This is a genomic window from Flavobacterium pectinovorum (assembly GCF_006438875.1).
Taxonomy (GTDB): domain Bacteria; phylum Bacteroidota; class Bacteroidia; order Flavobacteriales; family Flavobacteriaceae; genus Flavobacterium; species Flavobacterium pectinovorum_A.
On the sequence record NZ_RCZH01000004.1, the window covers coordinates 394,825 to 421,639 of the forward strand.

26 protein-coding genes and 1 rRNA gene are annotated in these 26,815 nt (G+C 32.7%); 16 read left to right on the top strand and 11 right to left on the bottom strand.

The genetic code is table 11. The features are described from left to right. Positions 1-61: 61 nt before the first annotated feature. Genes prmC through EAH81_RS08020 form a run of 3 tightly spaced genes read right to left on the bottom strand, consistent with a single transcriptional unit; the run spans position 62 to position 2,261 of the window. Positions 62-916, bottom strand: a complete 855-nt coding sequence (gene prmC / locus EAH81_RS08010) for a peptide chain release factor N(5)-glutamine methyltransferase (protein ID WP_140505672.1) — start codon at positions 914-916, stop codon at positions 62-64. 34 nt (positions 917-950) lie between these two features. Further along, positions 951-1,772, bottom strand: a complete 822-nt coding sequence (locus EAH81_RS08015) for a hypothetical protein (RefSeq protein WP_140505674.1) — start codon at positions 1,770-1,772, stop codon at positions 951-953. A 3-nt stretch (positions 1,773-1,775) separates the two neighbouring features. Continuing rightward, positions 1,776-2,261: a GNAT family N-acetyltransferase gene (locus EAH81_RS08020; protein WP_140505676.1), complete on the bottom strand. Its 486-nt coding sequence runs from the start codon at positions 2,259-2,261 to the stop codon at positions 1,776-1,778. Positions 2,262-2,370: 109 nt separating this feature from the next. Between EAH81_RS08020 and ribD the strand changes: the two genes are divergently transcribed. The 3 genes from ribD to EAH81_RS08035 all read left to right on the top strand — a co-directional run bounded on the left by ribD (position 2,371) and on the right by EAH81_RS08035 (position 4,812). Further along, complete coding sequence (ribD, locus tag EAH81_RS08025) at positions 2,371-3,420, top strand: bifunctional diaminohydroxyphosphoribosylaminopyrimidine deaminase/5-amino-6-(5-phosphoribosylamino)uracil reductase RibD (protein ID WP_140505678.1); 1,050 nt, start codon at positions 2,371-2,373, stop codon at positions 3,418-3,420. Then, positions 3,413-4,015: an HAD family hydrolase gene (locus EAH81_RS08030; RefSeq protein WP_140505680.1), complete on the top strand. Its 603-nt coding sequence runs from the start codon at positions 3,413-3,415 to the stop codon at positions 4,013-4,015. Before ribD ends, EAH81_RS08030 begins: the two co-directional genes overlap by 8 nt. A gap of 164 nt (positions 4,016-4,179) precedes the next feature. Further along, positions 4,180-4,812 carry an IMPACT family protein gene (locus EAH81_RS08035; protein ID WP_140505682.1) on the top strand — a complete coding sequence of 211 codons (633 nt, stop codon included), beginning with the start codon at positions 4,180-4,182 and terminating at the stop codon, positions 4,810-4,812. A 31-nt stretch (positions 4,813-4,843) separates the two neighbouring features. On the opposite strand, the gene EAH81_RS08040 is transcribed toward EAH81_RS08035, so the two are convergent. Continuing rightward, the gene (locus EAH81_RS08040) at positions 4,844-5,248 is read right to left on the bottom strand and encodes an acyl-CoA thioesterase (protein ID WP_140505684.1); all 405 of its coding nucleotides are present in this window, start codon (positions 5,246-5,248) and stop codon (positions 4,844-4,846) included. Positions 5,249-5,434: 186 nt separating this feature from the next. On the opposite strand from EAH81_RS08040, the gene dnaA reads away from it, so the two are divergent. The 10 genes from dnaA (at position 5,435) to scpA (ending at position 15,516) form a co-directional block, all read left to right on the top strand. Beyond that, positions 5,435-6,862: a chromosomal replication initiator protein DnaA gene (gene dnaA, locus EAH81_RS08045; RefSeq protein WP_140505686.1), complete on the top strand. Its 1,428-nt coding sequence runs from the start codon at positions 5,435-5,437 to the stop codon at positions 6,860-6,862. 9 nt (positions 6,863-6,871) lie between these two features. Continuing rightward, complete coding sequence (locus tag EAH81_RS08050; RefSeq protein WP_140505688.1) at positions 6,872-7,339, top strand: low molecular weight protein-tyrosine-phosphatase; 468 nt, start codon at positions 6,872-6,874, stop codon at positions 7,337-7,339. 71 nt (positions 7,340-7,410) lie between these two features. Next, positions 7,411-8,124: an SAM-dependent methyltransferase gene (locus tag EAH81_RS08055; RefSeq protein WP_140505690.1), complete on the top strand. Its 714-nt coding sequence runs from the start codon at positions 7,411-7,413 to the stop codon at positions 8,122-8,124. A 55-nt stretch (positions 8,125-8,179) separates the two neighbouring features. Further along, complete coding sequence (locus EAH81_RS08060) at positions 8,180-9,307, top strand: methionine aminotransferase (protein WP_140505692.1); 1,128 nt, start codon at positions 8,180-8,182, stop codon at positions 9,305-9,307. 77 nt (positions 9,308-9,384) lie between these two features. Continuing rightward, positions 9,385-10,266: an SDR family oxidoreductase gene (locus EAH81_RS08065; protein ID WP_170214125.1), complete on the top strand. Its 882-nt coding sequence runs from the start codon at positions 9,385-9,387 to the stop codon at positions 10,264-10,266. A gap of 324 nt (positions 10,267-10,590) precedes the next feature. Further along, complete coding sequence (gene udk, locus EAH81_RS08070) at positions 10,591-11,199, top strand: uridine kinase (protein WP_140505694.1); 609 nt, start codon at positions 10,591-10,593, stop codon at positions 11,197-11,199. A gap of 152 nt (positions 11,200-11,351) precedes the next feature. Continuing rightward, positions 11,352-11,687: an FtsB family cell division protein gene (locus tag EAH81_RS08075; protein ID WP_140505696.1), complete on the top strand. Its 336-nt coding sequence runs from the start codon at positions 11,352-11,354 to the stop codon at positions 11,685-11,687. Positions 11,688-11,704: 17 nt separating this feature from the next. Continuing rightward, the gene (locus EAH81_RS08080; RefSeq protein ID WP_140505698.1) at positions 11,705-13,069 is read left to right on the top strand and encodes a methylmalonyl-CoA mutase subunit beta; all 1,365 of its coding nucleotides are present in this window, start codon (positions 11,705-11,707) and stop codon (positions 13,067-13,069) included. A gap of 43 nt (positions 13,070-13,112) precedes the next feature. Beyond that, positions 13,113-13,349, top strand: coding sequence for a hypothetical protein (locus EAH81_RS08085; protein WP_140505700.1), 237 nt, complete (start codon positions 13,113-13,115; stop codon positions 13,347-13,349). Between the two features lie 28 nt (positions 13,350-13,377). Continuing rightward, positions 13,378-15,516, top strand: coding sequence for a methylmalonyl-CoA mutase (scpA, locus tag EAH81_RS08090; RefSeq protein WP_170214126.1), 2,139 nt, complete (start codon positions 13,378-13,380; stop codon positions 15,514-15,516). 50 nt (positions 15,517-15,566) lie between these two features. On the opposite strand, the gene EAH81_RS08095 is transcribed toward scpA, so the two are convergent. The 4 genes from EAH81_RS08095 to dapF form a co-directional block, all read right to left on the bottom strand. After that, the gene (locus EAH81_RS08095; RefSeq protein WP_140505702.1) at positions 15,567-16,214 is read right to left on the bottom strand and encodes a peptidoglycan-binding protein LysM; all 648 of its coding nucleotides are present in this window, start codon (positions 16,212-16,214) and stop codon (positions 15,567-15,569) included. 588 nt (positions 16,215-16,802) lie between these two features. Further along, a complete protein-coding gene (mltG, locus tag EAH81_RS08100; RefSeq protein WP_140505704.1) occupies positions 16,803-17,843 on the bottom strand; it encodes an endolytic transglycosylase MltG in 1,041 nt (346 codons plus the stop codon). Positions 17,844-17,853: 10 nt separating this feature from the next. Then, positions 17,854-18,387, bottom strand: a complete 534-nt coding sequence (locus tag EAH81_RS08105) for a GNAT family N-acetyltransferase (RefSeq protein ID WP_140505706.1) — start codon at positions 18,385-18,387, stop codon at positions 17,854-17,856. Between the two features lie 50 nt (positions 18,388-18,437). Next, entirely contained in the window at positions 18,438-19,220 is a 783-nt protein-coding gene (dapF, locus tag EAH81_RS08110) for a diaminopimelate epimerase (protein ID WP_140505708.1), read from the bottom strand. Between the two features lie 137 nt (positions 19,221-19,357). Here dapF and EAH81_RS08115 point away from each other — a divergent pair, with 137 nt between their 5' ends. Further along, a complete protein-coding gene (locus tag EAH81_RS08115) occupies positions 19,358-20,758 on the top strand; it encodes a trypsin-like peptidase domain-containing protein (RefSeq protein WP_140505710.1) in 1,401 nt (466 codons plus the stop codon). A 207-nt stretch (positions 20,759-20,965) separates the two neighbouring features. Continuing rightward, a complete protein-coding gene (locus tag EAH81_RS08120) occupies positions 20,966-22,414 on the top strand; it encodes a glyceraldehyde-3-phosphate dehydrogenase (RefSeq protein WP_140505712.1) in 1,449 nt (482 codons plus the stop codon). Between the two features lie 157 nt (positions 22,415-22,571). Here the strand turns inward: EAH81_RS08120 and EAH81_RS08125 are convergent, their stop codons facing one another. Further along, positions 22,572-23,030 carry an Lrp/AsnC family transcriptional regulator gene (locus EAH81_RS08125; protein WP_041516998.1) on the bottom strand — a complete coding sequence of 153 codons (459 nt, stop codon included), beginning with the start codon at positions 23,028-23,030 and terminating at the stop codon, positions 22,572-22,574. Positions 23,031-23,230: 200 nt separating this feature from the next. On the opposite strand from EAH81_RS08125, the gene ald reads away from it, so the two are divergent. After that, positions 23,231-24,349 (top strand): alanine dehydrogenase, encoded by a 1,119-nt coding sequence (gene ald, locus EAH81_RS08130; protein ID WP_140505714.1) that lies wholly within the window; start codon positions 23,231-23,233, stop codon positions 24,347-24,349. 135 nt (positions 24,350-24,484) lie between these two features. Here the strand turns inward: ald and pafA are convergent, their stop codons facing one another. Continuing rightward, on the bottom strand, positions 24,485-26,122 hold the full coding sequence (pafA, locus tag EAH81_RS08135; protein WP_140505716.1) for an alkaline phosphatase PafA: 1,638 nt from the start codon (positions 26,120-26,122) through the stop codon (positions 24,485-24,487). 450 nt (positions 26,123-26,572) lie between these two features. Then, positions 26,573-26,682: ribosomal RNA gene (gene rrf / locus EAH81_RS08140) — 5S ribosomal RNA — on the bottom strand. Positions 26,683-26,815 lie beyond the last annotated feature (133 nt).

The following is a 26,815-nucleotide window of genomic DNA, read 5'->3' on the forward strand; positions in this document are numbered from 1 at the left end:
TATTATCATAGGAAATCGGAATACAAAAATGCTTTATCAAATTTCTTTAAACGTCTTGCTTTTAAACCTTACAAGAAATCATACGGTCGTTATCGTAGATATCTTTTCTTAATTCGATGTTTTTGAAATCCATATTTTCAAGTAAATCTCTTGTTTCCTGACCCAAATATTGATTGATTTCAAAATATAATTGTCCGTTTTCAATAAAATTCTTTTTAGCCAATTCAGCAATTTTTCGATAAAAAATCAAAGCATCATTATCATCAACAAAAAGTGCTAAATGCGGTTCATAATCCAGCACATTCTTTTTGATTTCTACTTTCTCTAAATTGCGAACATAAGGCGGATTTGAAACAATAATATCAAAATTACATCTCAGTTCTTCTAACGCTAAAACATCCTGAAACAAAAAAGTAACATCAACTTTGTTGTTTATTGCATTTCTTTTGGCTGTTTCGATTGCTTTTTTAGAAACATCAAAACCATAAACTTCAGCATTTGGAAGATTTTTGGCCAATGAAATTGCGATACATCCACTGCCGGTTCCAATATCCAGAATTTTTATTTTTTTTGATTTATTACTTGCAGCATTCTCATTGATAATCCATTCTACCAATTCTTCGGTTTCCGGACGAGGAATGAGAACGTTCTCGTTTACTTCAAAATCCAAACCATAAAAATTAGTTTTTCCTAATAAATACTGAATCGGAACTTCTTTTTTTAATTGCGCCAATAGCGAATCCCAAATCACAAAATCACTTTCAGAAAAAGTCAATTCATGATTTAGAGCCAAATCAATTTGCCGCAATTGATGCTTGTCTTCTAAAATTAAATAGAAAAAACTTTCTGCTTCGTATGCATCGTAAAAGGCAGATAATTCTTTTATAAATTGAGTTCTATATTGTTTAATTTTCATTTTCTTTATACCTATAGTTAAAAAAGAGATTTCCTTAGCAATCGAATTGCACTACTGTTTCAGAAACTTTTTTTACGTTATTTTCGTTTTCAGCTTTAGAGGAAAGAAACAAAATCACACATTCTTCTTCCACATTTTTTCTTGTACTAAAAACAAAATCCAATTTTCCATCACCATCAATATCTCCAACAAAAAGTATCTCCAGAAGAGTTTCATAAAATAAATCTTCTGTAAAAATCAACTCTTCAGAACCATTTCCAACAGTTAAGTAAAGTTTATAATTCGTTACTTCGTTAAAATTTTCTTTATTAACATTATCTGTAATTACCCCTCCCTCAAAAAGCACTTCTCCTTCTGCACGCAAAGTGTAATTGATATTATTAAATGTAAAATTCTTTTTTTCTTTGGGCCAAAATTTACTTTTTTCTGTTTTTATGAAATTAATTTTACCAAATTTCAATTCAGGATAATCCAGAAATAACAAAGTTTCTTTTTTAGAATTAATAACTTTAAGAGGAGCTCCTGAACAATCATCTGTATAATTTTCAATTTTAAAATCAGGCTTTCCTAAATAATACTCTCCATTCTGTTTATACAAATCAACCCATTTTTCTGTTAGGGAAGACACAGGGTTTTTACCTTTATAAGTTTGATACGCTACTGGTAACAAAGTTTCAAAATCATTTAAAGATTCGTCATTTGATAAGGTTTCAACCTTTTCAAGAGAATCTATAACTGGTGTTTTGGTAACAATTTGGATTTTTTTATCTGCTTTTTTATCTGCTTTTTTTCCTTCGCTTTTATTACAAGAAAATAAACCTAAAACAAGAACAATTCCAAGAGTAATTTTTTTCATAAGCTATAAAACTTTCAACATCCAAACCGGGCAAGAACAATGCCCAGTATTTCCCATGGGAGCATCTAAATATTCAAAACCTGATTTTTTATATAATTTTTGAGCAGCGTGCATAAAATGCATTGTTTCGATATAACATTTTTCAAAGCCAAAATTTTTTGCTTCTGCCAAACATTTTTCCATCATCTTACTTCCAATTCCTAAACCACGGGTTTCAGGCAAAAAATACATTTTTTGTAATTCGCAAATTTTAGGATCTCCATTTTCCAGTGGTGCAATTCCAGCACAACCCACAATTTCACCTTCGTTTTCTACTACAAAATAAGCCGATTTTGGCTTGTTATATTCTTCAAACATTAAATCTAAATACGGATCTTCATATGCCGTACCTACTTTCGGAATCTCCATTTCGTCAAAAACTGATCGTATTAATTTAGCAACTGCCTGATTGTCTTCTTTTTTAATTGCTCTGATAATCCAATTTTTCATATTTCTTAATTCATGCGACATTATATACAAAAGTAGAAATACTTTTTTGATAGTTTCTTAACTAGTCCAATAACTATATGGACTAAACAAAAATAACTACTTTTGTACTGTGAATATACATGAAAAATATATAAAACGCTGCATTGAATTGGCACAAAATGGCTTTGGAACTACGTATCCCAATCCAATGGTTGGAAGTGTAATTGTTTATGAAGATAAAATTATTGGCGAAGGCTGGCACAAAAAAGCCGGTGGACCTCATGCCGAAGTAAACGCGATTCGATCTGTAAAAGATAAATCGCTGCTGGAAAAAGCTACTATATATGTAAGTTTAGAACCTTGCAGTCATTTTGGAAAAACTCCTCCTTGCTGCGATTTAATTATCGAACACAAAATCCCGAATGTAATTGTTGGAACTGTTGATCCTAATGAAAAAGTAGCAGGAAACGGAATTAAAAAAATAATTGCTTCGGGAGCAAATGTTGTCGTTGGTATTCTGGAAAAAGAATGTAACGAACTCAACAAACGTTTCTTTACTTTTCATCAGCAAAAAAGACCTTATATCATATTAAAATGGGCCGAAAGTCAAGATGGCTTTTTGTCTCCTGAAAAAGAGGACAATCAGGATCGTAAACCTGTCTGGATTACCAATCAATATTCCAGACAATTGGTTCATAAATGGCGCAGCGAAGAACAGGCGATTTTAGTTGGAACGAAAACTGTTATAGATGACAACCCAAAATTAAACGTTAGGGATTGGTCCGGAAATAATCCGATAAGGGTTGTTTTAGATCAAAATAACCGAATCTCAAAAGACAGTTTTATTTTTGATAACTGTGTAAAAACCATCATATTCACCAAATCTGAAACTAGCATTTCAGCAGAAAACACTACCTTTGAAGTAATTGATTTTAAGGAGAATATAATTCCGCAAATTTTGGGGATTTTACATCAAAATCAGATTCAGTCTATTATTATTGAAGGTGGTTTACAGACTTTACAATCTTTTATAGATCAGAATATTTGGGATGAAGCTCGTATTTTTGTTGGAAAATTACTTTTCGGAAATGGAACAAAAGCACCAATTCTTCAAAAGAAAAATGTAACGAAAACTTACATTCTAAATGATGAATTAATAAATGTTAGAAATCATGATTGATACTATAATTTTTGACTTTGGAGATATTTTTATCAATTTAGATAAACAAGCGACTATTTCCGGATTGCAAAAATTAGGCATGACGGAATGGAATTCAGAATTGGATCGTCTAAATCTTTTGTTTGAAACGGGAGACGTTTCTCATGATGATTTTTTGGCTGGTTTTCAAAAAGAACTTCCAAATGCTTCTATCGAAAAAATCCTGGAAGCCTGGAATGCTGTTTTGGCAGATTTTCCTTTGTACCGATTAGAATTTTTACAAATGCTTACGCAAAAATACCGTCTGTTTTTATTGAGTAATACGGATTCGATTCATATTGAAACTTTCGAAAATAAAAGCGGAATTTCTTTTTACAGTGATTTTTACCAATGTTTTGAAAAAGTTTATTTTTCATTTGAAATTGGAATGAGAAAACCAAATGCTGATGTTTTTCAATATCTAATCAACAAACATGAATTATCTCCTAAACGTACTTTATTTATAGATGATAAAAAAGAAAACACTGATGCTGCCGCTGCTTTAGGTTTCCATGTTTGGAATTTGCAAGTTGGTCAGGAAGATATTGTGGATCTATTTGATAAAAAAATATTATAGCAAACGTATATTTTGCGACAGATTAAATGATTTTTTCACGCAGATTCTGCAGATTTAAGCAGATTTAATTTTAATTATAATCTGCGTAGATCAGCTGAAATCTTTTTAAATCTGCGTGAAAAACTTACTCATAGTTAAGAGAAAAATAATTTAGAAATTTACTTTTGGAATATAACGATACGTATCAAACCATTGCTTTTGAATCAGAAGAAGTGCTTTTTAAGGAGAAAGGAAGTAAGTTCTTTGGCTACGCCTACCCTATAGAAAATGAAGATGAAGTAAAGCCCATCATCGAGAATCTAAAAAAGCAACATCCGCATGCTGTACATTTTTGCTATGCTTATCAATTAGGCACAGCTCCCAAAATTTCTTATCGCGCCAATGATGATGGCGAACCAAGCAATACGGCTGGCGCACCCATTTATGGACAAATTCAGTCTTTTGGGGTGACGAATGTTTTGATTGTTGTTGTTCGGATTTTTGGCGGAACTAAATTAGGCGTTGGCGGTTTAATTGCCGCTTACAAAACAACGGCACAAATGACGCTTGAAATTTGTGAAATTATCGAAAAAACAATCGATGTTCAGTTTTTAATCTCTTTTGATTATAAAAACATGAATAAAGTTATGCGTGTTATTAAAGAAAAAAAACTGGAAATTACATCTCAGGAAATGGAGATTAATGAAGAATCTGGTCTTCCAATTGGTAAAATAACGACAAAAACACGCAAAAAAAATGCCGAATCTATATTCGACATTTTTGATTTAATGTTTGAAATCGATATTAAAATTATATAAATTAATATTAAAACACATCTCGTTTTAACAATTATACAAGTGTTTTGAACAATTCTAAAATATAATCCGGAGGTGCTGTTGGACGACCTGTTTTTAACGAAATAAATACTAAAATAAACACTGCAGTTGTTAATAACTCATTCGCTTCATTATAGATCTCACAGTCGAATTCGATCTTCACAGATGATTGACTTTTGAAAGTAGTATGAATCGTTAACAGCTCATCGTAACGTGCCGATTTTTTGTAATTTATTTGCATCGAAACAATGGGTAACCCAATTCCGCTTTCTTCCATACTTTTATACGAAATCCCTTTGTCTCTAAGCCATTCCACGCGTCCTATCTCAAAATATGGAATATAATTTCCGTGATAAACGACTCCCATTTGATCCGTTTCTGAGTAACGAACACGCACTTGCGTTTGATGATTTTTCATTATTTATATATTAAAAAAAATTAACTTCCAAAAGTTCTCTTACAACATTTTTTTATAAAATTAGAGCCCAAAATATTTTTTTTTACAGAAATTTGTTCACATATTTGTTATCCCGAAATACGGAATAAAATTGCTCCTTTTTTATTAGGAGAATCTTTATCAATAATATAAAATTTATCTGAATCTATGACTAAAACTGCTCAATCGGTATGGGAAAACTGTTTGTCTTTTATAAAGGACAATATTCAAGATCAAGCATATAAAACTTGGTTCGAACCAATCAAATCAGTTGAGCTAACCGACAACGCGTTATATATTCAAGTACCAAGTAAATTTTTCTACGAATGGCTCGAAGAGCACTACGTAAAATTATTGAAAGTTGCGCTTACCAAAGAACTGGGAAAAAACGCAAAGTTACTCTATAAAATTAAAATGGAGAACACTTATGGCAATAAACAACCGTTTACCGAACAGTTGCCAAGTGCCAATAGAGTGCCTATGAAACCGCAAGAGGTTGATGCTCCGTTTAAAAACCTAAATCCTGAATTAAAAAATCCTTTTGTAATTCCCGGAATTAGAAATCTTAAAATTGAATCGCAATTAAATGCAAATTACAGTTTTGATAATTTCTTAGAAGGAGACTCAAACCGTTTGGCTCGTTCTGCAGGTATGGCTGTTGCCAACAAACCTGGAGGAACATCATTTAATCCGTTATTGATTTTTGGTGGAGTTGGTTTAGGAAAAACACACTTAGCACACGCAATAGGTGTAGAAGTAAAAGATAAATATCCTGAAAAAACGGTTTTATATATTTCTGCCGAAATTTTCACACAACAATATATCGATTCGGTAAAAAAGAATAATCGTAATGATTTCATTCACTTTTACCAATTGATCGACGTTTTGATTATTGATGATGTTCAGTTTTTATCTGGAAAATCAGGAACTCAGGACGTATTTTTCCATATTTTTAACTACTTACATCAAAATGGGAAACAGGTAATTTTGACTTCGGACAAAGCTCCTGTTGACATGCAGGATATTGAACAACGTTTATTATCTCGTTTTAAATGGGGATTATCTGCTGAATTACACCAGCCGGATTATGAAACCAGAATCTCGATCTTGAAAAACATTTTATATCGTGATGGTGTTGAGATGCCGGAAGACATTATTGAGTATGTTGCCCGCAATATCAAATCTAACGTTAGAGAACTTGAAGGTGCTATTATTTCGTTGATCGCACAATCTTCTTTCAATAAAAAAGAAGTTACACTTGAGCTAGCCAAAAGTGTTGTCGAGAAATTTGTTAAAAACGTAAAGAGAGAAATCTCTATCGATTATATTCAAAAAATTGTGTCTGATTATTTTCAGTTGGATATTGAAACACTTCAATCTAAAACCAGAAAAAGGCACGTGGTTCAGGCGAGACAATTGGCCATGTTTTTTGCAAAGAAATTTACTAAAGCTTCTTTGGCAAACATTGGTTCACAAATTGGAGATCGTGATCACGCAACCGTATTGCATGCTTGTAAAACTGTAGACAATTTAGTTTCTACAGACAAACAGTTCAAGAAATTTGTCGAGGACATCAACAAAAAATTAACGCTATAAACGCGAATCATGCCAGTAAAAATTTTAATGGTTTGCTTAGGAAATATTTGTAGATCACCTTTAGCGGAAGGAATTTTAGCATCAAAACTACCTCAGGACAAATTTACGGTTGATTCAGCCGGAACTGGATCCTGGCATATTGGCCACGCACCAGACAAACGTTCTATTGAGGTTGCCCAAAAAAACGGTTTATGTATTGACGGTCAAAAAGGAAGGCAATTTAAGAATTCTGATTTTGATGAATTCGATTACATTTATGTTATGGACAATTCCAATTACCGCGACATCATACATTTAGCTAAAACTTCAGAACATAAAACCAAAGTTCATCTTATATTAAACGAATTATTTCCGGATGAAAATGTAGATGTTCCAGATCCTTACTATGGATCAACAAATGGATTTGATAATGTTTATCAAATGCTAGATGAAGTCGCTGATATCATTGCACAAAAACTTATCGAGAAACATTCATAACTTAATTTGTATTTTAATTACTTCATTGATAATTAAAATACTTTTTTGTTTAAACTCTAAAATATCATAAAATGAAACTTCTAGGAAAACTATATTTAATTCCAACAACAATGGGCGAAAGCGATCCAATGGATGTTTTACCGCAAACAGTAAAAAGAAGCATTGATTTTATAGATCATTATATTGTTGAAAACGAAAAAACAGCAAGAAAATCAATAAAAGCAGTTTCTCCAGATAAAAAACAATCAGAACTTATACTTTTTACACTTAACAAACGCACGGAACCAAGTGAGCATTTAGAATTTATAAAACCTTTGTTAGAAGGAAAAAATGTTGGTTTAATGAGCGAAGCCGGTTGTCCGGGCGTTGCTGATCCCGGTGCAGTAATTGTAAAATTAGCGCATGAAAAAGGAATCCAAGTTGTGCCTTTAGTTGGACCATCTTCTATTTTATTAGCAATGATGGCTTCCGGAATGAATGGTCAGAGTTTTACTTTCAACGGATATTTACCAATTGATAAAGACGAGAAAAAATCAGCATTAAAGTATTTTGAAAAATTATCTCAGGATAAAAATCAATCACAACTTTTTATTGAAACACCATATAGAAACAACAAACTGGTTGAAGATATTCTGCAAATTTTAAATCCGTCGACACATCTTTGTATTGCAACAGATATTACTTTACCAACAGAATTTATTAAAACAATGCGAGTTGCAGATTGGAAAAAACTGAAAGTTGATTTACATAATCGACCAACGATTTTTATTATACATAAAATGTAATTGTAAAAATTACCTTATATTGTACTCACAAGTTTTCCCCAAATCAAACTTTATCATGAGTAAACTTCCAAATATAACCACGAGCATTTTTACGGTAATGTCAAAAATGGCAACCGAATATAATGCAATCAACCTTTCGCAGGGATTTCCAAATTTTCCTGTTGACGAAAGATTAACGGATATTATCGCAAGACTAGCCAAAGAAAATGTGCATCAATATACACCAATGGCGGGTTTTCCACCATTGATGAATCAAATTGCAAAACTGGTTCAAAGTTCCTACAACAGAACAATTAATCCTGAAACAGAAATTTTAGTGACTGCTGGAGCAACGCAAGGAATTTTTACCACGATTTTAGCTTTAATAAAAACAGGTGACGAAGTAATTATTCTGGATCCTAGTTATGATTCGTATGAATCTCCTGTTTTATTATGCAATGCAAAACCTGTTCGCGTTGCCTTAAACGATGATTATACTCCTAATTGGGATACTATAGAAAAAGCCTGCTCCTCAAAAAGCAAGATGATTATTATAAATAATCCGCATAATCCAACTGGGAAAATCCTTAACGAAGAGGACTTTTTACAACTGGAAAGATTACTTTCAAAATATCCTGATCTTCTTGTTTTATCAGATGAAGTTTATGAATACATTACTTTTGAAGAAAAACACATTTCTGCCCATACCAAAGATTTTCTTTTAAATCGTTGCATAATGGTTTCTTCTTTCGGAAAATCATTTCACATCACCGGTTGGAAAATTGGCTATACCGTAGCTCCGGAATATCTCATGAAAGAGATTAAAAAAGTACATCAGTTTTTGGTTTTTAGTGTTAACAGTATTTCCCAGGCTGCGATAAATCAATATTTAGACATAGTTGATGTAAATCTACTCGGAAAATTCTATCAGGAGAAACGAGATTATTTTCAAAAATTACTTCAAAACAGTCGTTTTGAATTGAAACCATGCGAAGGAACTTATTTTCAGGTTGTTTCATATGCTAATATTTCAAATGATGACGATGTGACTTTCTGTAAAAAATTAATCACAGATCATGGTGTTGCTGCAATCCCAATTTCTACCTTTTATTCCGACCATAAAGACCAAAAATTAATACGTTTTTGCTTCGCCAAAGATAATTTCACACTAGAATCGGCAGCAAAAAAATTAGGAGATATATAAAGTTTATCAAAATTTTATAACATTATTATGCGTGCATCCTATTTATTTATTTAATATTGTAATAAAAAAGAAAAAATATGAGCTATAGAGATAAAATGTTAAGAGATGACGCTTTAAAAGGTAAGGTCATTGTAGTTACAGGTGGCGGAAGTGGTTTAGGAAAAGCCATGACCAAATACTTCTTAGAATTAGGAGCTCAGGTAGCAATTACATCAAGAGATTTAGAAAAACTTAAAAATACTGCAACTGAACTTGAAACTGAAACTGGCGGAAAATGTTTACCGGTTCAATGTGACGTTCGTCATTATGAAGAGGTAGAAAATATGCTACAGGAAGTTTTAAAAGCTTTCGGAAAAGTGGATGTTCTTTTGAACAATGCAGCCGGAAATTTCATTTCTCCAACAGAACGTTTATCTGCAAATGCATTTGACACTGTTATAGATATTGTATTAAAAGGATCAAAAAACTGTACGCTTGCTTTTGGAAAACACTGGATCGATACCAAACAAACGTCAGCTACCATTTTAAATATTGTAACTACGTATGCCTGGACAGGATCTGCTTATGTAGTTCCAAGTGCAACTGCAAAAGCGGGAGTTCTAGCAATGACGCGCAGCTTGGCAGTAGAATGGGCAAAATACGGAATTCGTTCTAATGCAATCGCTCCGGGACCATTCCCAACAAAAGGTGCCTGGGACAGATTATTGCCGGGAGATCTTGCTGAAAAGTTTGACATGGCTAAAAAAGTACCATTGAAACGCGTTGGTGATCATCAGGAATTGGCCAATTTAGCGGCTTATTTAGTTTCTGATTTTTCAGCTTACGTAAACGGAGACGTTATTACCATCGACGGTGGTGAATGGCTAAAAGGTGCAGGACAATTTAATTTACTTGAAGCAATTCCGGAAGAACTTTGGGATCAGCTTGAAATGATGATAAAAGCAAAAAAGAATAAATAATTTTATGTGCTTACTAAATTCAGAATATTTTATTAAAACTATACTGATTGCACAAAATCCCGATAGTTCGCTGTCGGGATTTTTTTTATCTTAACTTAACCATATAAGTTATATAAGTAGAATTTTACTTAAATATCTGTTTGCTTAAATTTAGTTGTCATTTTTAACCATATATGCTATATAAATTCAATGAAGTAAAGCATTACTTAAATATCTGATGGCTTACATTTACTTATATTACTGATATGGTTTAAATACACAATATGCATATACAATTCACTTAAATTATTATTTTTGCCAAACAAATATCTAACAACAAATTTTATGCTCATTATTGGACTTGCAGGAGGAACAGGAAGTGGAAAAACAACAGTAGTACACCAAATCATGAACGAATTACCGGACACTGAAGTGGGCGTAATTTCTCAGGATTCGTACTATAAAGAGACCCATAATTTGTCATTTGACGAAAGAGCATTAATCAATTTTGATCATCCTCGTGCCATCGATTTTGAACTATTGGTAAAACACCTGAAAGCATTAAAAGAAGGTGAAACTATCGATCAGCCGGTATATTCATTTATACAGCACAACAGAACTGACGATACAGTGGCAACACACCCAAGAAAAGTGATGATTGTTGAAGGAATCTTAATTTTGACAAATCCGGAGTTACGTGAGCTTTTTGACATCAAAATCTTTGTTCATGCAGATTCTGACGAAAGATTAATTCGTCGTTTAAAGAGAGATATTTCAGAACGCGGACGTGATATCGACGAGGTTTTAACACGTTATCAAAACACTTTAAAACCTATGCACGAGCAATTTATCGAGCCATCAAAAGCTTTTGCAGACATTATCATCCCTAACGACAAATACAATACTGTAGCAATTGATGTAGTTCGTGCCGTAATTAATCAACGAATTTCATAATTTTTATTGTAAATTTATTGCATTGAAATCAGGAGCTATTTCCCGCTCTCGCCTTTATCTTTTTATCCGCCGCGGCGGATAAAAAGGATACCGGCTCCATCGGGGCTAGAACACCAATCGAAATTATAAGAAGTAATCGGTTAAATAAAAAAATGAAAATGAAAAATCCATATAAAGGCAAAAGATGGTTTAAACTCCTAAGCAATAAATATGTTTGGGTATTACTTTTTTTTGTGGTTTGGATGTTATTTTTAGACAATTACTCTTATTTCGATCATCGTTTTTTAGACAATCAAATCGAAGAGCTACAAGACAATAAAAAATATTATCAGGACGAAATAAAAAAAGATCAGGAACAAATCAAGCAACTTAAAAATCCTGAACAAATAGAAAAATATGCTCGCGAAAAGTACTTTATGAAAAAAGACAGCGAAGATATTTACATCATCCAATTTGAAGGTGATACCATTCAAGACACTAAAGAATAATCAGAAAAAAGCACCCAATGGCTACTACCCTGTTCGACGATTTTAATCCGATTTCATCCAAACAATGGAAACAAAAAATTCAGTTTGAATTAGATGGCGCTGATTATAACGAAACCGTAATCTGGAATTCTCCAGAAGATATTCAGGTAAAACCTTTTTATCATTTAGACGAATTTTCAAAATCGGCACCAGTAAAAACCAACGCTTCAAATTTCAAAATTTGTCAAAACATCTTTGTATATGATGTCGAGAAATCGGTTCAAAGAGCTGTGAACACTATTGAAAGAGGTGCAGAAAGTTTACGTTTTACAATAGAAAACGAAAAAATAGACATTCAAAAATTATTAGAAACTCTTCCTTTAGAAAACAGAACCGTTTACTTTAATTTGAATTTTATTTCAATCGATTTCGTAAAATTATTAGACACTATTTCTATCCGGAAAAAAGCCGTTTTCTATTGCAATATTGATCCTATTGGTCATTTTGCAAGAGAAGGAAATTGGTTTACCACATCCGACAAAAATAATTTTGAAACCATTGAAAACATTTCAAAAGCAACTACAAACCTTACGTTATTGAGCGTTGATTTAGGATTGTATCAAAATGCAGGTGCCAATATCACACAACAAATTGCGTATAGTTTAGCACATGCAAATGAATATTTGAATCGTTTACCAACTATTACAAAACCAATTGTTTTTCAAATTTCGGTTGGAACTAACTATTTCTTTGAAATTGCAAAACTTCGTGCTTTACGAATGCTTTTCAAATTAATAGCTTCAGAATACAATCCGGATTTAGAATGTCACTTTTTAGTATCTCCAACCAAACGTAATAAAACAATTTACGATTATAATGTAAACATGCTTCGCACAACAACCGAATGTATGTCGGCAATTCTTGGTGGTGCAGATGCTATCGCAAATTTACCTTACGACGCTTTATACCATAAAGACAATGAATTTGGCGACCGAATTGCCCGAAATCAATTATTGGTTTTAAAACACGAAAGCTATTTTGATAAAGTCAATAATCCCGCTGACGGAAGTTATTATATCGAAACTTTGACCACACAACTAGCCGAAAAAAGTTTAGCTTTATTTAAAGATATTGAAGCAAACGGAGGTTTCCTAAAACTTTTAAACGATGGAACCATTAAAAAGAAAATTCAGGAAAGTGCTGCTAAAGAGCAGGAATTATTCGATTCTAAAAAAGAAGTTTTATTAGGTACAAATAAATATCCTAACAAAGATGACAAAATGAAACACGATTTAGAATTGTTTCCATTTGTAAAAATAAAACCAAGAAAAACGTTAATTACACCAATAATCGAAAAAAGATTGGCCGAGAAACTGGAACAAGAACGACTGGAACTTGAATAAATTAAATTTCAAATGTTATATTTGAATATAAACGTAAATAATTATGGAAGCAATAAGACAAATACTATCAGTTAAAAATCGTTCTGTAACTGTTATTCTACCAGATGATTTTATAGCAGATGAAGTAGAAGTAATTATTTTGCCTGTACAAAATGATCATTACAAAATTCCTCAATGGCAAATTGATCAAGTTAGAGAAAGAACAGAAAATTATTTAAAAAACCCTAAGAATGTTACTGACATTGATGATTTTTTAAAAGAGATTGAAAAAGATCTATAAAATAGTATTCTAAATAAACATCTTACAATTGAGAAAAGACCTTAAACATATAAAGTTAGAAGTTAAACGTCATGAGTTAAGCGAACCGACGCATAACCCAGAACACATAACGCATAACTTCACCACAGCCGAAGGAATAGAACTTAAAGAAACCTATTCTGAAAAAGATATTGAGGATTTAGAGTTTCTGGAATTTGGAGCCGGGTTTGCACCAAACTTGCGCGGACCTTATGCTACTATGTATGTAAGACGTCCGTGGACAATTCGACAATATGCAGGATTTTCGACCGCCGAAGAAAGCAATGCTTTTTACAGAAGAAATTTAGCTGCCGGACAAAAAGGACTTTCAATCGCTTTTGATTTACCAACGCATCGTGGTTATGATTCAGATCACGAAAGAGTTGTTGGCGATGTTGGAAAAGCAGGTGTTGCAATAGATTCTGTCGAAGATATGAAAGTATTGTTCGATCAGATTCCATTGGATGAAATGTCGGTTTCAATGACGATGAATGGTGCCGTTTTACCAATTATGGCATTTTATATTGTTGCAGCTGAAGAGCAAGGCGTTGCCATTGAAAAATTATCAGGAACAATTCAGAATGATATTCTAAAAGAATTTATGGTGCGTAATACCTATATCTATCCGCCAACTCCTTCGATGAAAATCATTGCAGATATTTTTGAATTTACGAGCAAGAAAATGCCTAAATTCAATTCGATCTCGATTTCAGGATATCACATGCAAGAAGCCGGAGCAACTGCCGATATTGAATTGGCCTATACTTTGGCAGATGGTTTAGAATATATTAGAACCGGACTTTCTACCGGAATGACTATTGACGAGTTTGCTCCTCGCCTTTCCTTCTTTTGGGCAATTGGAATGAATCATTTTATGGAAATCGCTAAAATGCGTGCCGGTCGTATGATTTGGTCTAAATTAGTGCAGCAATTCAATCCTAAAAGTGATAAATCATTAGCACTAAGAACACATTGTCAAACCAGTGGATGGAGTTTAACAGAACAAGATCCGTTTAATAACGTGGCAAGAACTTGTATCGAAGCAACTGCCGCAGCTTTTGGAGGCACACAATCACTACATACCAATGCTCTTGACGAGGCTATTGCTTTACCAACAGACTTTTCGGCAAGAATAGCGCGTAATACTCAGATCTTTCTACAAGAAGAAACTAAAATAACTAAAACTGTTGATCCTTGGGGAGGAAGTTATTATGTTGAAAGTTTGACGAATGAAATTCTAAAAAGTACCTGGAAACTGATCGAAGAAGTTGAAGAGTTAGGCGGAATGACAAAAGCTATCGAAGCTGGAATTCCTAAATTAAGAATTGAAGAAGCAGCAGCCAGAAAACAGGCCCGAATCGATAGTGGTCAGGATATTATTGTAGGTGTAAATCAATATCGATTAGAGAAGGAAGATCCGTTGCATATTTTGGATGTGGACAATCAAATGGTTCGTAAACAACAATTAGAGCAACTTGAACAAATAAAAGCAAGTAGAGATACTGAAAAAGTAAATCAATCACTCGAAAAATTAATACTTTGCGCAAAAACCGGACAAGGAAACTTACTAGAAATTGCAATTGAAGCCGCTCGAAACAGAGCTACATTAGGCGAAATCAGCGATGCTCTTGAAAGTATTTTTGGCAGATATAAAGCGCAAATTAAATCCTTTAGCGGTGTGTATAGTGCAGCAATAAAAAATGACGAAAATTTTGAAAAGGCAAAACAATTAGCAGACACCTTTGCAAAGCAAGAAGGAAGACGTCCCAGAATCATGATAGCCAAAATGGGACAAGACGGACATGATCGAGGTGCAAAAGTAGTAGCAACTGGCTATGCTGATGTTGGTTTTGATGTGGATATTGGTCCGCTTTTTCAAACTCCTGCAGAGGCTGCCAAACAAGCAGTTGAAAATGATGTACACATATTAGGTGTTTCATCATTGGCAGCAGGACACAAAACCTTGGTTCCACAAGTTATTGAAGAACTTAAAAAACACGGACGTGAAGATATTATGATTATTGTTGGCGGAGTAATTCCGGCGCAAGACTATCAGTTTCTATTTGATGCCGGAGCAGTAGCTGTTTTCGGTCCCGGAACAAAAATTAGCGAAGCAGCTATTAAAATTCTGGAAATCCTAATTGATTAACAAGCATAAAAAATCCCGAAGTATCGGGATTTTTTATGCTTGTTTTTGATTTAATCTTGTATTGTTGCATTACTATCTGCGACAATATAAGAAAGATCATAACCTCCAAAGGCTTTCAAGTAACTTTTTAATGAAGTTCCGTAGGCATCTCTAAAATGTCTACTTCCTTTGTTCTTGAAAAAGTTTTTAACTGAACCAGCACCTCCAAGATGTGCAGCGGCCAAAATACCGGATTCGGTAATTGCAATACCATTGATAATTTTTCCTTCATACCTTTCGATTTCATTACGCAAAATCCATTTATTCTTGGATAACAACGCAATAAATGCTTTTTCTTGTAAGGCAGGATCTTTTAAAAAGGCTTTCTTGTTTTTAACACCAATTGATCTTAAAGCTTGACCACCAAATTGATATTTTCCCATGTAACCAAGTGAATTTACCAATCGGTATTTTCCTTGAGATTCTTTAAAGGCAACTGCTTCTTTAAAACCTATAAGACGTTTTCCTGTAAATGGGACATTTAACTTGTGTGAGACAGGATAATCATCCTCTTCCAGCGATGGAAATAAGTATTCAGATCCATCTGTTTTTTCTATTAAAAACCAAGGTTTGGTTTCTAGATTAAAGGGTTTAAAACCCAAACTTAAAAATGTAATAATAACGATCAAACTCGCATAAAAATACCATTTCTTTATCATAAATTGTTTTTCTTCAAAACGCTGTCACCTTTTTGAAATTTCTACAGTGCAAAGATAAGAAATACAAAACAACACTGTAAATCAATACTTTATAGGTTTTTGAAAATCTCATAAACTCACGTAACCCCTTTATTGATGCAGTTTTCCAGCACTTGGCCTAAGTCTGATTTATACCTTAAAAGAGGCAAAAACTAATTCTAAAAAATGTCATTTTTATCAAATTTTTATCAAATTTGTTAAAATAAGAAGATAAAACCTACATTATTTAATGATTTTTAACGCGAAATTGAATTCTAATTTTAAAAACTTCAGATTAATTTTAGGCAAAAAATCAAAATTATGACCTATAAATTTTCATTTTGGCGAAAACAACTCTTTAAAACATTTAAATATTATTTCTTTTTCAATCTGGAAAAAATATGTACTTAAATTTAAAGTTTAAACTCAATAGTTTTCCCAAAATTAAAATTTCAAATTCTAAACAAAAATCATCTTAAAACAAATTTCAGTCCATAAAAAAACCGAAGCCATAAGCTTCGGTTTTTCATATTATAAGATTTCGATATTATTCCGAAATAAAAAATAAAATTATCTTGTTACGCCCTGACTGGCAATCCAGTCAGAATATTTTTTTGCGTTTACATTATGTTCCGCCAATGTTGCAGCGAATTCGTGATATCCGAAACGTTCAACACTTGCACAGAAATAAATATAATCGTTTTTTTCAGGATTTAAAACTGCATCCAACGCTGTAATGTCAGGCATCGCAATTGGTCCGGGAGGAAGTCCCACATTCACGTAAGTGTTATATCGCGATTTCATAACCAAATCATTATAGAAAACTCTTTTAATAACCTGATCAAAATTATTATCCCTTAATTTTAAAGCATAAATAACGGTTGGATCTGCTTGTAACGGCATTTCTAAACGTAAACGATTCAAATAAACTCCGGCAATACGCGGTCTTTCATCTTTCTTTACGGATTCTTTATGAACAATAGAAGCCAAAATTGTAGCCTGAACTGGTGTTAAACCTTGTTTTTTAGCTTTCTCAATTCTTTCAGATGTCCAGAAATTATGGTATTCCTTGATCATTTTATCGCGGAATTTCTCTGCAGAAGTATTCCAATAAATTTCATAAGTATTTGGGATGAACATCGCAAAAACATTATCCTCATTGAAACCATTTGTTGCCATGAAAGTTGAGTCTTTAAATGCTTTCATTAATGACAAACTATCTGCTTCAATTTCTGAACCAATTCTTCCGGCAAAATTTTCTAAGCGCTCCTGATTATTAAAAGCTAATTTTACAGGAACATTGGAACGCATTGCACGAACCAAATCCATATTATTCATGTCTTTTTTAAGCAAGAAACGACCTGATTTTACATTTTCAGGATAACTTCTTTTATTGGCTACCATTTCAAAATTTTCAAAATTCTTGATATATGGTTCTAATATTTTTTTAACGTCGGAATAATTAGCTCCAGTTGGAACATATACATATAATTCTTTTTCTTCGAATTTAGTATTGGCGCTGAAGATTTTACTAATTAAAACAAATCCGTAAATCATTAGGGCTGAAATTACAGCTACAGCAGTTATCGTGATGATTTTTTTTATGCTCAAAGTCTTAAATTTAAGTTTGTTTGTTAATTAATTGAAAGATTGCTTCGTCTTGATAGTGGTTATTTTGCAAAATCCAATCTTTTTTGATTCCTATTTTCTCAAAGCCAAATTTAGTAAAAAGTGCTATACTTGCTACATTTCCTACAGCAATATTTGCATATAATTGATGTAAATTTAAATTATGAAAACAATACTTAATTAAAAGCTCTAATGCCTCAGAACCTACGTTTTGTCTTTTATTTTTCTCTTTTTGAATCACAATTCCAATACCGGCTCTATTATTTTTAGGATCAAATTCAAATAAATCAATCAATCCTATGGCTGGAAAATCCTCATCCTGACAAATAGCTAAACGCAATTGCTTGGCCTCATAAATATCCTGTTGTGCATTTTCGAGATATTGGCGCACTAAAAAACGACTGTAAGGTGTTTGGGTGTTACTAACTTCCCAAATACTTTCATCATTTTCCATCGCATAGACAAACTCTAAATCATTTGGCTCTAAAGCACGCAAATAAATAGAATCTCCTTTGAGTGTTATCATTTTAGATTGATTATTTTAGAATTTGGAATTTGGAATTTCATTTTTGGATTTTATATCTCTATTGTTCCTTTAAAAACAAATTTAGCTGGTCCGGTCAGGAAAACATTTGTAAAATGATCTCCGATTTTATCAAAAGAAACGACAAGCTTTCCGCCTTCAACATTCAAATTAATAGATGTTTTATCGGTTTCACCAATTGCATTCATTGCGATTGCAACTGCTGTTGCCCCAGTTCCGCATGCCAGTGTTTCATCTTCTACACCTCTTTCATAAGTACGAAGTGAAAAAGTGCTATCGTCAACTTTTTTCACAAAATTAACGTTGCTTCCTTTTTCTCCATATAATTCACCATAACGAATTGCGGCACCATTATCTTTTACATTATAATGTTCCAAATCTTCAACAATCTGAACGTGATGTGGAGAACCGGTATTTAAAAATGTATACGAATCTTTCTTTTGTACTTCATCAATATCTATCATCTGTAACGAAATAATAGCATCATTTCCTACAGAAGCATGGTGTAAACCGTCTGTTGCGATAAAGGTAGTATTGTTCTCAATAACACCTAATTGATTGGCAAAAGCAACCAGACAACGACCGCCATTTCCGCACATCGAACTCTGATTTCCATCTGAATTATAATATACCATTTTGAAGTCTGTTTCAGAATCATTTTCAAGCAGAATCAGTCCGTCAGCACCTATTCCGAAACGTCTGTCACACAAGCGTTCAATTAATTTAATGTCATCTTTTGGAAAGAAATTTGAACGGTTATCAATCATTACAAAATCGTTTCCGGTACCCTGATATTTATAAAATTCTATTTGCATTTTTTTTCCATTAATAATACAAAAGTACGAACAAATAATTAATGAAATGTTAATCAATGTTAAAGAGAGTTAAAGCATTTTATTCGTTAATTTTTTGAATTATTTTTACGTAAAATAACTTAAACATAATAATAAATATGAAAAGACTTTCAACCTTATTTTTGGTTTCACTACTTAGTGGTGCTACCACCCTTGGTGCTTACAAGTTATTATTTGAAAGCAACAATTCTTTTTTTGGAAGAGGAAATTCTGTTGTCACTCTTGCCCCAAATTCATTCGGTAAAAATGTTGGTTTAGCTGCCGAAACAGTTGATTTTACAGCTGCTGCAGATAAAACAGTTCATACTGTCGTTCACGTAAAAAATGTTTCGCGAAGAACAGTTAGTAATCCTATGATGGAGTTTTTCTATGGTTATGGAGGTCAACAACAGCAAGAGCAAGTTGGTACCGGATCTGGGGTTATAATTTCTGAAGATGGATATATTGTTACCAATAATCACGTAATTAAAGATGCAACGGAAATTGAGATTACTTTAAACAATAAAAAATCATACACAGCAAAACTTATTGGTACCGATTCTAAAATGGATATCGCGTTACTAAAAATTAATGCAGATGAAAAACTGCCTTATACTGCTTTTGCTAATTCTGACAATGTAAAAGTTGGTGAGTGGGTTTTGGCAGTTGGCAATCCGTACAATCTGACTTCTACGGTAACTGCCGGAATTGTATCGGCGAAAGCCAGAAATTTAGACACAAAAGGAATTCAGTCCTTTATTCAAACTGATGCTGCAGTAAACCCGGGAAATAGTGGCGGTGCATTGGTAAATACAAGAGGTGAACTGATTGGTATTAATACCATGATTTCATCAATGACGGGCTCTTATGTTGGATATTCATTTGCGGTTCCTTCTAATATTGCTCGAAAAATAATCGAAGATATTATGGAATTTGGTAATGTTCAAAGAGGAATTCTGGGTGTTGAAGGTGGCGAACTAAACAGTACAGCATCAAAAGAATTAGGTATTACTGAAACACAAGGTTTTTATATTAGTAAAGTTTCTAAAAATTCAGGAGCTGAAAAAGCCGGTCTTGCAAAAGGAGACATTATTGTAAAACTTGATGATCAAAATATTGCAACTTATGCTGATCTTTCCGGATATATCAATACCAAACGTCCAAACGATGTTGTTAAAGTGACTTATATTAAGGATGGAAAAACCAGAACTGTTCCGGTAACCTTAAGCAAAAATGAGTTTTATAGTACTGAATTTAAAGGAATCGAACTGGAAAATATTGATGCTTCTGATAAAAAGAAATTTAGAATAGATTATGGTGTAAAAATTAAAAACATTAATAATGAAAATCTAGCGCAATATCAAAACGAATTACAAGGCAACATTATTTTGAGTATCGATAATGTAAAAGCAACAAATATTGAAACCGTTTCTAAACTTTTGAGTAAAAAAGATGAAGGACAAAGTGTACGTCTTGAAATGATAAATAAAAACGGAGAAATCCTTAGAATTATTATTTAGTCACAGTTTACAGTCGCAGTATTCAGTCGCAAAAAACTGAAGACTGAAACTGGGACTGAAAACTCAAAAAAAACCATCTTAGAAAATAAGGTGGCTTTTTATTTTTCAAAAATAAATCACAAAATTGTTTACGAAATCGATTGAAATAGATACTTTTGCGCAAAATTTAAAAATATTTGTGTTTTTCTTTTTTCAATTTAATCAATTATGAGCAAAAAAACGTTATACCAAAAAGAGGTATCATTACAAGTCGACCGAAGAAGAGCTGGTGTCGAATTAATTAAAATCATAAGCGATTTATGGTATGATAAATCCATAGAAATGGTTTTATTCAAAAATCAATTATTGGATAAAAATGTCAGCGATATTATTAATTTACATCAATACGCAGGCGAATTTGTAGGTAAACCAATTACTATTTTTGATTCGGTTGAAATTGCAAAAGTTGTTCTTTCGTTAGATCTTCCACCCGCGAAATTAGACCTTGGAAAACTTACTTACGAATATGGTTTAGAAGATGAAAAATATCCTGATGCAAGATATTTTGTTCTCGATAAATTAAAAAAAGCAAAAACATCTGAAGAAATTCAACCAAAAGATGTTGTTTTATATGGTTTTGGCCGAATTGGACGCATATTAGCAAGAGAGCTTATGTCTAAAACCGGAAAAGGAAACCAATTACGTTTGAGAGCAATTGTTTTACGCGATAAAAATGATACATCAAGTTTAGAGAAAAGAGCTTCTCTATTACGATATGATTCCATTCATGGTGATTTTCAAGGATCTGTAATTGCTGACCCAAAAAATAATGCTTTGATAATTAACGGAACAACTGTTCACATAATTACAGCAAACTCTCCAGAAGAAATTGACTATACTCAATATGGAATCAATGATGCATTAGTAATTGATAATACAGGAGCTTATACTACGGAAGAAGCTTTAAAAAGACATTTAACTTCAAAAGGTGTTGGTAAAGTTTTATTAACAGCTCCTGGAAAAGGAATTCCAAATATTGTCCATGGTGTAAATCATACCGAATATAACCCTGACGAAATTGATATTTTCTCAGCAGCTTCATGCACTACAAATGCGATAACACCAGTTCTAAAAGTAATTGAAGATACTTTAGGTGTTGTAAAAGGGCATTTAGAGACGATTCATGCGTATACAAATGACCAAAATTTGGTTGATAATATGCATAAAAAATATCGCCGTGGCAGAGCTGCAGCCTTAAATATGGTAATTACTGAAACTGGAGCCGGAACAGCAGTTGCAAAGGCGCTTCCTTCTTTAGAAGGAAAATTAACTTCGAATGCTATTCGTGTTCCAGTTCCAAACGGATCATTGGTAGTTCTGAGTTTAGAAGTTAAAAAAGCTACTTCTATTCCTGCCATTAATAAGATTATGAAAAAATATGCTCTTGAAGGCGAATTGGTAGAGCAAATCAAATATTCATTAAACAATGAATTAGTTTCGTCTGATATCGTAGGCACTTCTGCTCCTTCAATTTATGACAGTAACGCAACAATCGTTTCTAAAGACGGAAAAAACATTGTGCTTTATATCTGGTATGATAATGAATATGGATACAGTCATCAAGTAATCAGATTAGCAAAATACATTGCCAAAGTAAGACGTTTTACTTACTACTAATATAAAACCAAAACCACTATTCTTAAAACCATCAAGTTTTCTTGGTGGTTTTTTGTTTAAGAAAAGAAACAAAAATTGAAAATTTATTTTTACCATTAAGATATTAAGTTTCATTAAGCTTAACCTTTCAAATATTCTGGTAAAAGTAAATGAAGTTTTAAATGGGTAAAACAGTTGTGCTTTTTACTTCAGAAATCACAAAAACGGTATTAATAAGAGAGACTTCAGGCAAAATTGATAATTTCTTTTGATGAAAGTGATGATAACTTTCCATATCCGGAATGATAATTTTGAGCATATAATCAAAATTTCCTGAAACATAATTGCACTCCACTACTTCAGGTAAATTCAAAATCGATTGATTAAATCCCTCAGAAGTATCATAGGTTTGTTTCGTTAAAGTAACCTGACAATAAACCGTTAAATTATTGCCCAGTTTTTTCTTATTCAAAATTGAAACATATTTCTCAATAACACCCTCTTTTTCAAGACGTTTAACACGATCATGAACTGGTGTTAACGATAGATTAATCTTGTTTGCGATGTCTTTTAAGGTATAGTGCGCATTTTCCTGTAAAAGTCGTAAGATTTTTTTGTCTATTTCATCTAAAGCCATAACGAAAACGTTTTCTATGAATACTAAAATTTAGTTATTTTTTCTCTTTAAGGAAATATAACCACCCCGAAAAAGAATATTTTTCTGTAAAAGTATAAAATAAAATAATATTTTCTTATTTAATACTCAATTATCAATAATATATTCTCTATCAGTAGATTTGTAAAACAATTTCAAAAAAAACAAAAAAACATAACAAAATGATAATAGGTGTTCCAAAAGAAATAAAAAATAACGAGAACCGTGTAGCATTAACTCCTGCTGGTGTTTCTGAAATGAAAAAACATGGTCATACAGTTTATGTGCAAGCAACTGCTGGTTTAGGAAGTGGTTTTGGTGACGACGAATATGCAAATGCAGGTGCTGTAGTTTTAGGAACTATTGAAGAAGTATATGCTATTGCAGAAATGATCATCAAAGTAAAAGAGCCAATTGCTTCTGAATATCCATTGATCAAAAAAGATCAATTATTATTTACTTATTTTCACTTTGCTTCATCTGAGCCATTAACTCATGCTATGCTTGAGAAAGGTGCAGTATGTTTAGCATATGAAACTGTTGAAAAAACAGATCGTAGTTTACCTTTATTGGTGCCAATGTCTGAAGTTGCTGGTCGTATGGCTATTCAACAAGGAGCAAAATATCTTGAAAAACCATTAAAAGGAAGAGGAATTCTTTTAGGTGGTGTTCCAGGTGTTCCACCAGCAAAAGTATTAGTACTTGGTGGAGGAATCGTAGGAACTCAAGCTGCAAAAATGGCTGCTGGACTAGGCGCTCAGGTTACTATTATGGATTTAAGTTTGCCACGTTTACGTTATTTAGATGACATCATGCCTGCAAACGTTAATACAGAAATGTCAAATCACTACAACATTACAAAAGCAATTGCTACAGCTGATTTAATCGTTGGTGCTGTTTTGATTCCAGGAGCAAAAGCACCTCACTTAATCACTCGTGATATGCTTAAATTAATGCGCCCAGGAACTGTTGTTGTTGACGTAGCTGTTGATCAAGGTGGATGTATCGAAACTTGTACTCCTACAACGCACGAAAACCCAACTTTTATTATTGACGATATTGTTCACTATTGTGTAGCGAATATGCCAGGTGCTGTTCCTTATACATCAACATTAGCTTTAACAAATGCTACTTTGCCATACGCAGTACAATTAGCGAATAAAGGATGGGAAAAAGCATGTAACGAAAATAAAGAATTGAAAAAAGGATTAAACATAGCTAACGGAAAAATCCTTTATAAAGGAGTTGCTGAAGCTTGGAATCTTCCTTTTAACGAAGAAATAGTGTTAGCAAACGCATAGTGCTAACATTATAATAAGTGCTTACTAAAACACTACTTAAAAAGGTTTTTCTTAATTGAAAAGCCTTTTTTTTTGATCATAAAAAAACCTGTCATTATATTATGACAGGTTTTCCTTTATATGAAATAGATAAAACTATTTTTTCTCATTTTTCTCATTTTTTTCATCTAAAACTTCTTGCAATACTTTTGCTTCAGTTCCATTTGGGAAAGTAACTTTAATTTTCTGGGCTATTGTTGGAGCAATTTCGGTTATAGCTTTTTTATCGTAAGATTCTCCTTTTTTAATGTGCCATCCGTAAAAAATAGCCGGAACATGAGTATCATAACTATAAGGTGTCCCATGTGATGTTCCTGTTGTTGAATATTCAATATCGCCAGGTTTATCAATTATAATCATATCACCATCTTGCGTTACATCATATCCTTTTGCAACAAAATTCAAATAATAATCATTTCCTGAATTTGCTAAAATTTCTTCTTCAGTATATACTCTTTTAACTTGTGGCTGCGTAATTAAGAACTCTTTGAAAGCTTGTTTAACTTTTGTTAATTCTAAACCTTTATCTTTAATAATTTGCTTATTGAAGAAAACATTGAAATTAGAGTAATTCAAAATCAAATCAGCTCCAAATGTTTTAGTTGAGAAATCTTGTAAACTCTTCGTAACATCTTTTGATGGGTAATTATCAACATTATATTTATGATCTTTCAGATAGATAACATTTTCAGCACCTGCATGATCAGCTGTCAAGAATAAAAGATAATTTCCTTTACCTACAGTTTTATCAAGATAAGCTAAAAAATCAGCAATCGTCTGATCAAGTCTTAAGTAAGTATCTTGAAGCTCCATAGAACGTGGCCCTAATAAATGTCCAACATAATCTGTAGATGAGAAACTAACCGTCAAAAAGTCTGTGATGTTATCTTTCCCTAACTCTTCTTTCTCAATAGCTCTTTTAGCGAATTCAGCTAACAAATCATTTCCGTAAGGAGTTGCTCTTAATACTCCTGCATCATTCTTCTCATACATTGATTTCAAATCATATGGAAAAACCGGAGCAGCACTTCCGTATAACTTCCCTTCATACGGATTATTATCCGGTAAGCTTTCATTGTAAGTTGAAGCTGGTTTATACAAATCCCATCCTTTATTAATGTAAGACATATAATGCTTCTCATTATTGAACTCCGTAACCCACTCAGGTAATTTCTCACCATAAAATGTACTGGAAATAAAAGAACCTGTTTTACTGTACCAAAATGCCCAGTTTGCAAAGTGACCAGCTGGTAAAATAGCACCACGGTCCTTTAAACTCATACCAATAACTTTTCCCTGAAAATTAGTAGCCATTCTTACTTCATCGGTAATAGTAGTACTTTGAAGATTTTTTGGAGACATTGCGCCTTCTTCAACAGTTCCATCTCCCACTGTTTTCACAGATGCATCATCAGTACAATACATTTCCTTACCAAGAGTTCTGCTAAACCATTCATTACCTACAATTCCGTGTGTAGAAGGAGTTGTACCGGTATAAATTGAAGCATGCCCGGGCGCGGTATAAGTTGGCATATAATTATAATGCATATTCTGAAAAACATATCCATTATTCATTAATTTCTTAAATCCATTTGGAGAAAAATCATCTGAAAATCGATATAAATATTCCATTTTCATTTGATCAACTACAATACCTACAACCAACTTTGGACGCTGTTGGGCATTTAAATTTGATAGAACAAACAATGCCAACAATATAATATTTTTTTTCATACTTAAATTATAATATTTAGAACAAAAATACAGATTCGCTTTTAGATAGGCTAACTCGTCATAATTTAAAACATAAAAATGACCATAATTTAACAGAAACTTTTACAGAAAATTATCTAGAAATTACTTTGGGCGTTTCCCTACGGGTCGGGCTGTACGCTAAATCTTTTGCGGAAGGTATTTTGGAGCTGCTTCGCAGAAGTTAAGTTTCCCGCAAAAGGGTGCCGCTTCCATCCCTAACGCAATCATAGATAAATAAAAAGTTTATCTATATATAATAAGAAATTTTAAATTTCATAAATCACTATCAACCTTTGTGATTTTAAAGAATCTTTAAAAAATGCGTTTAAAAAAAATAGCGAGATCCTATAGCTATCGAAGCTCTAGCCAAATTTCAGTATTTTGTAAACAAAAAAAATCCCCATCAAAAAATGATGAGGATTTTCAAAAGAAAGGCGACGACATACTCTCCCACATAACTGCAGTACCATCTGCGCAGGCGGGCTTAACTACTCTGTTCGGGATGGGAAGAGGTGAGCCCCGCCGCAATAACCACCTTAAGAAGTTATAATTGCTTTGGGCAATTTTCTTTTAATTAATAATTGATAATTAACAATTCATAATTAAGAGTAATATCTTAACATACTGAGATAAAGAAAGTATTTTAGTTTTAGAAAGTTTCTTCTCCCGACC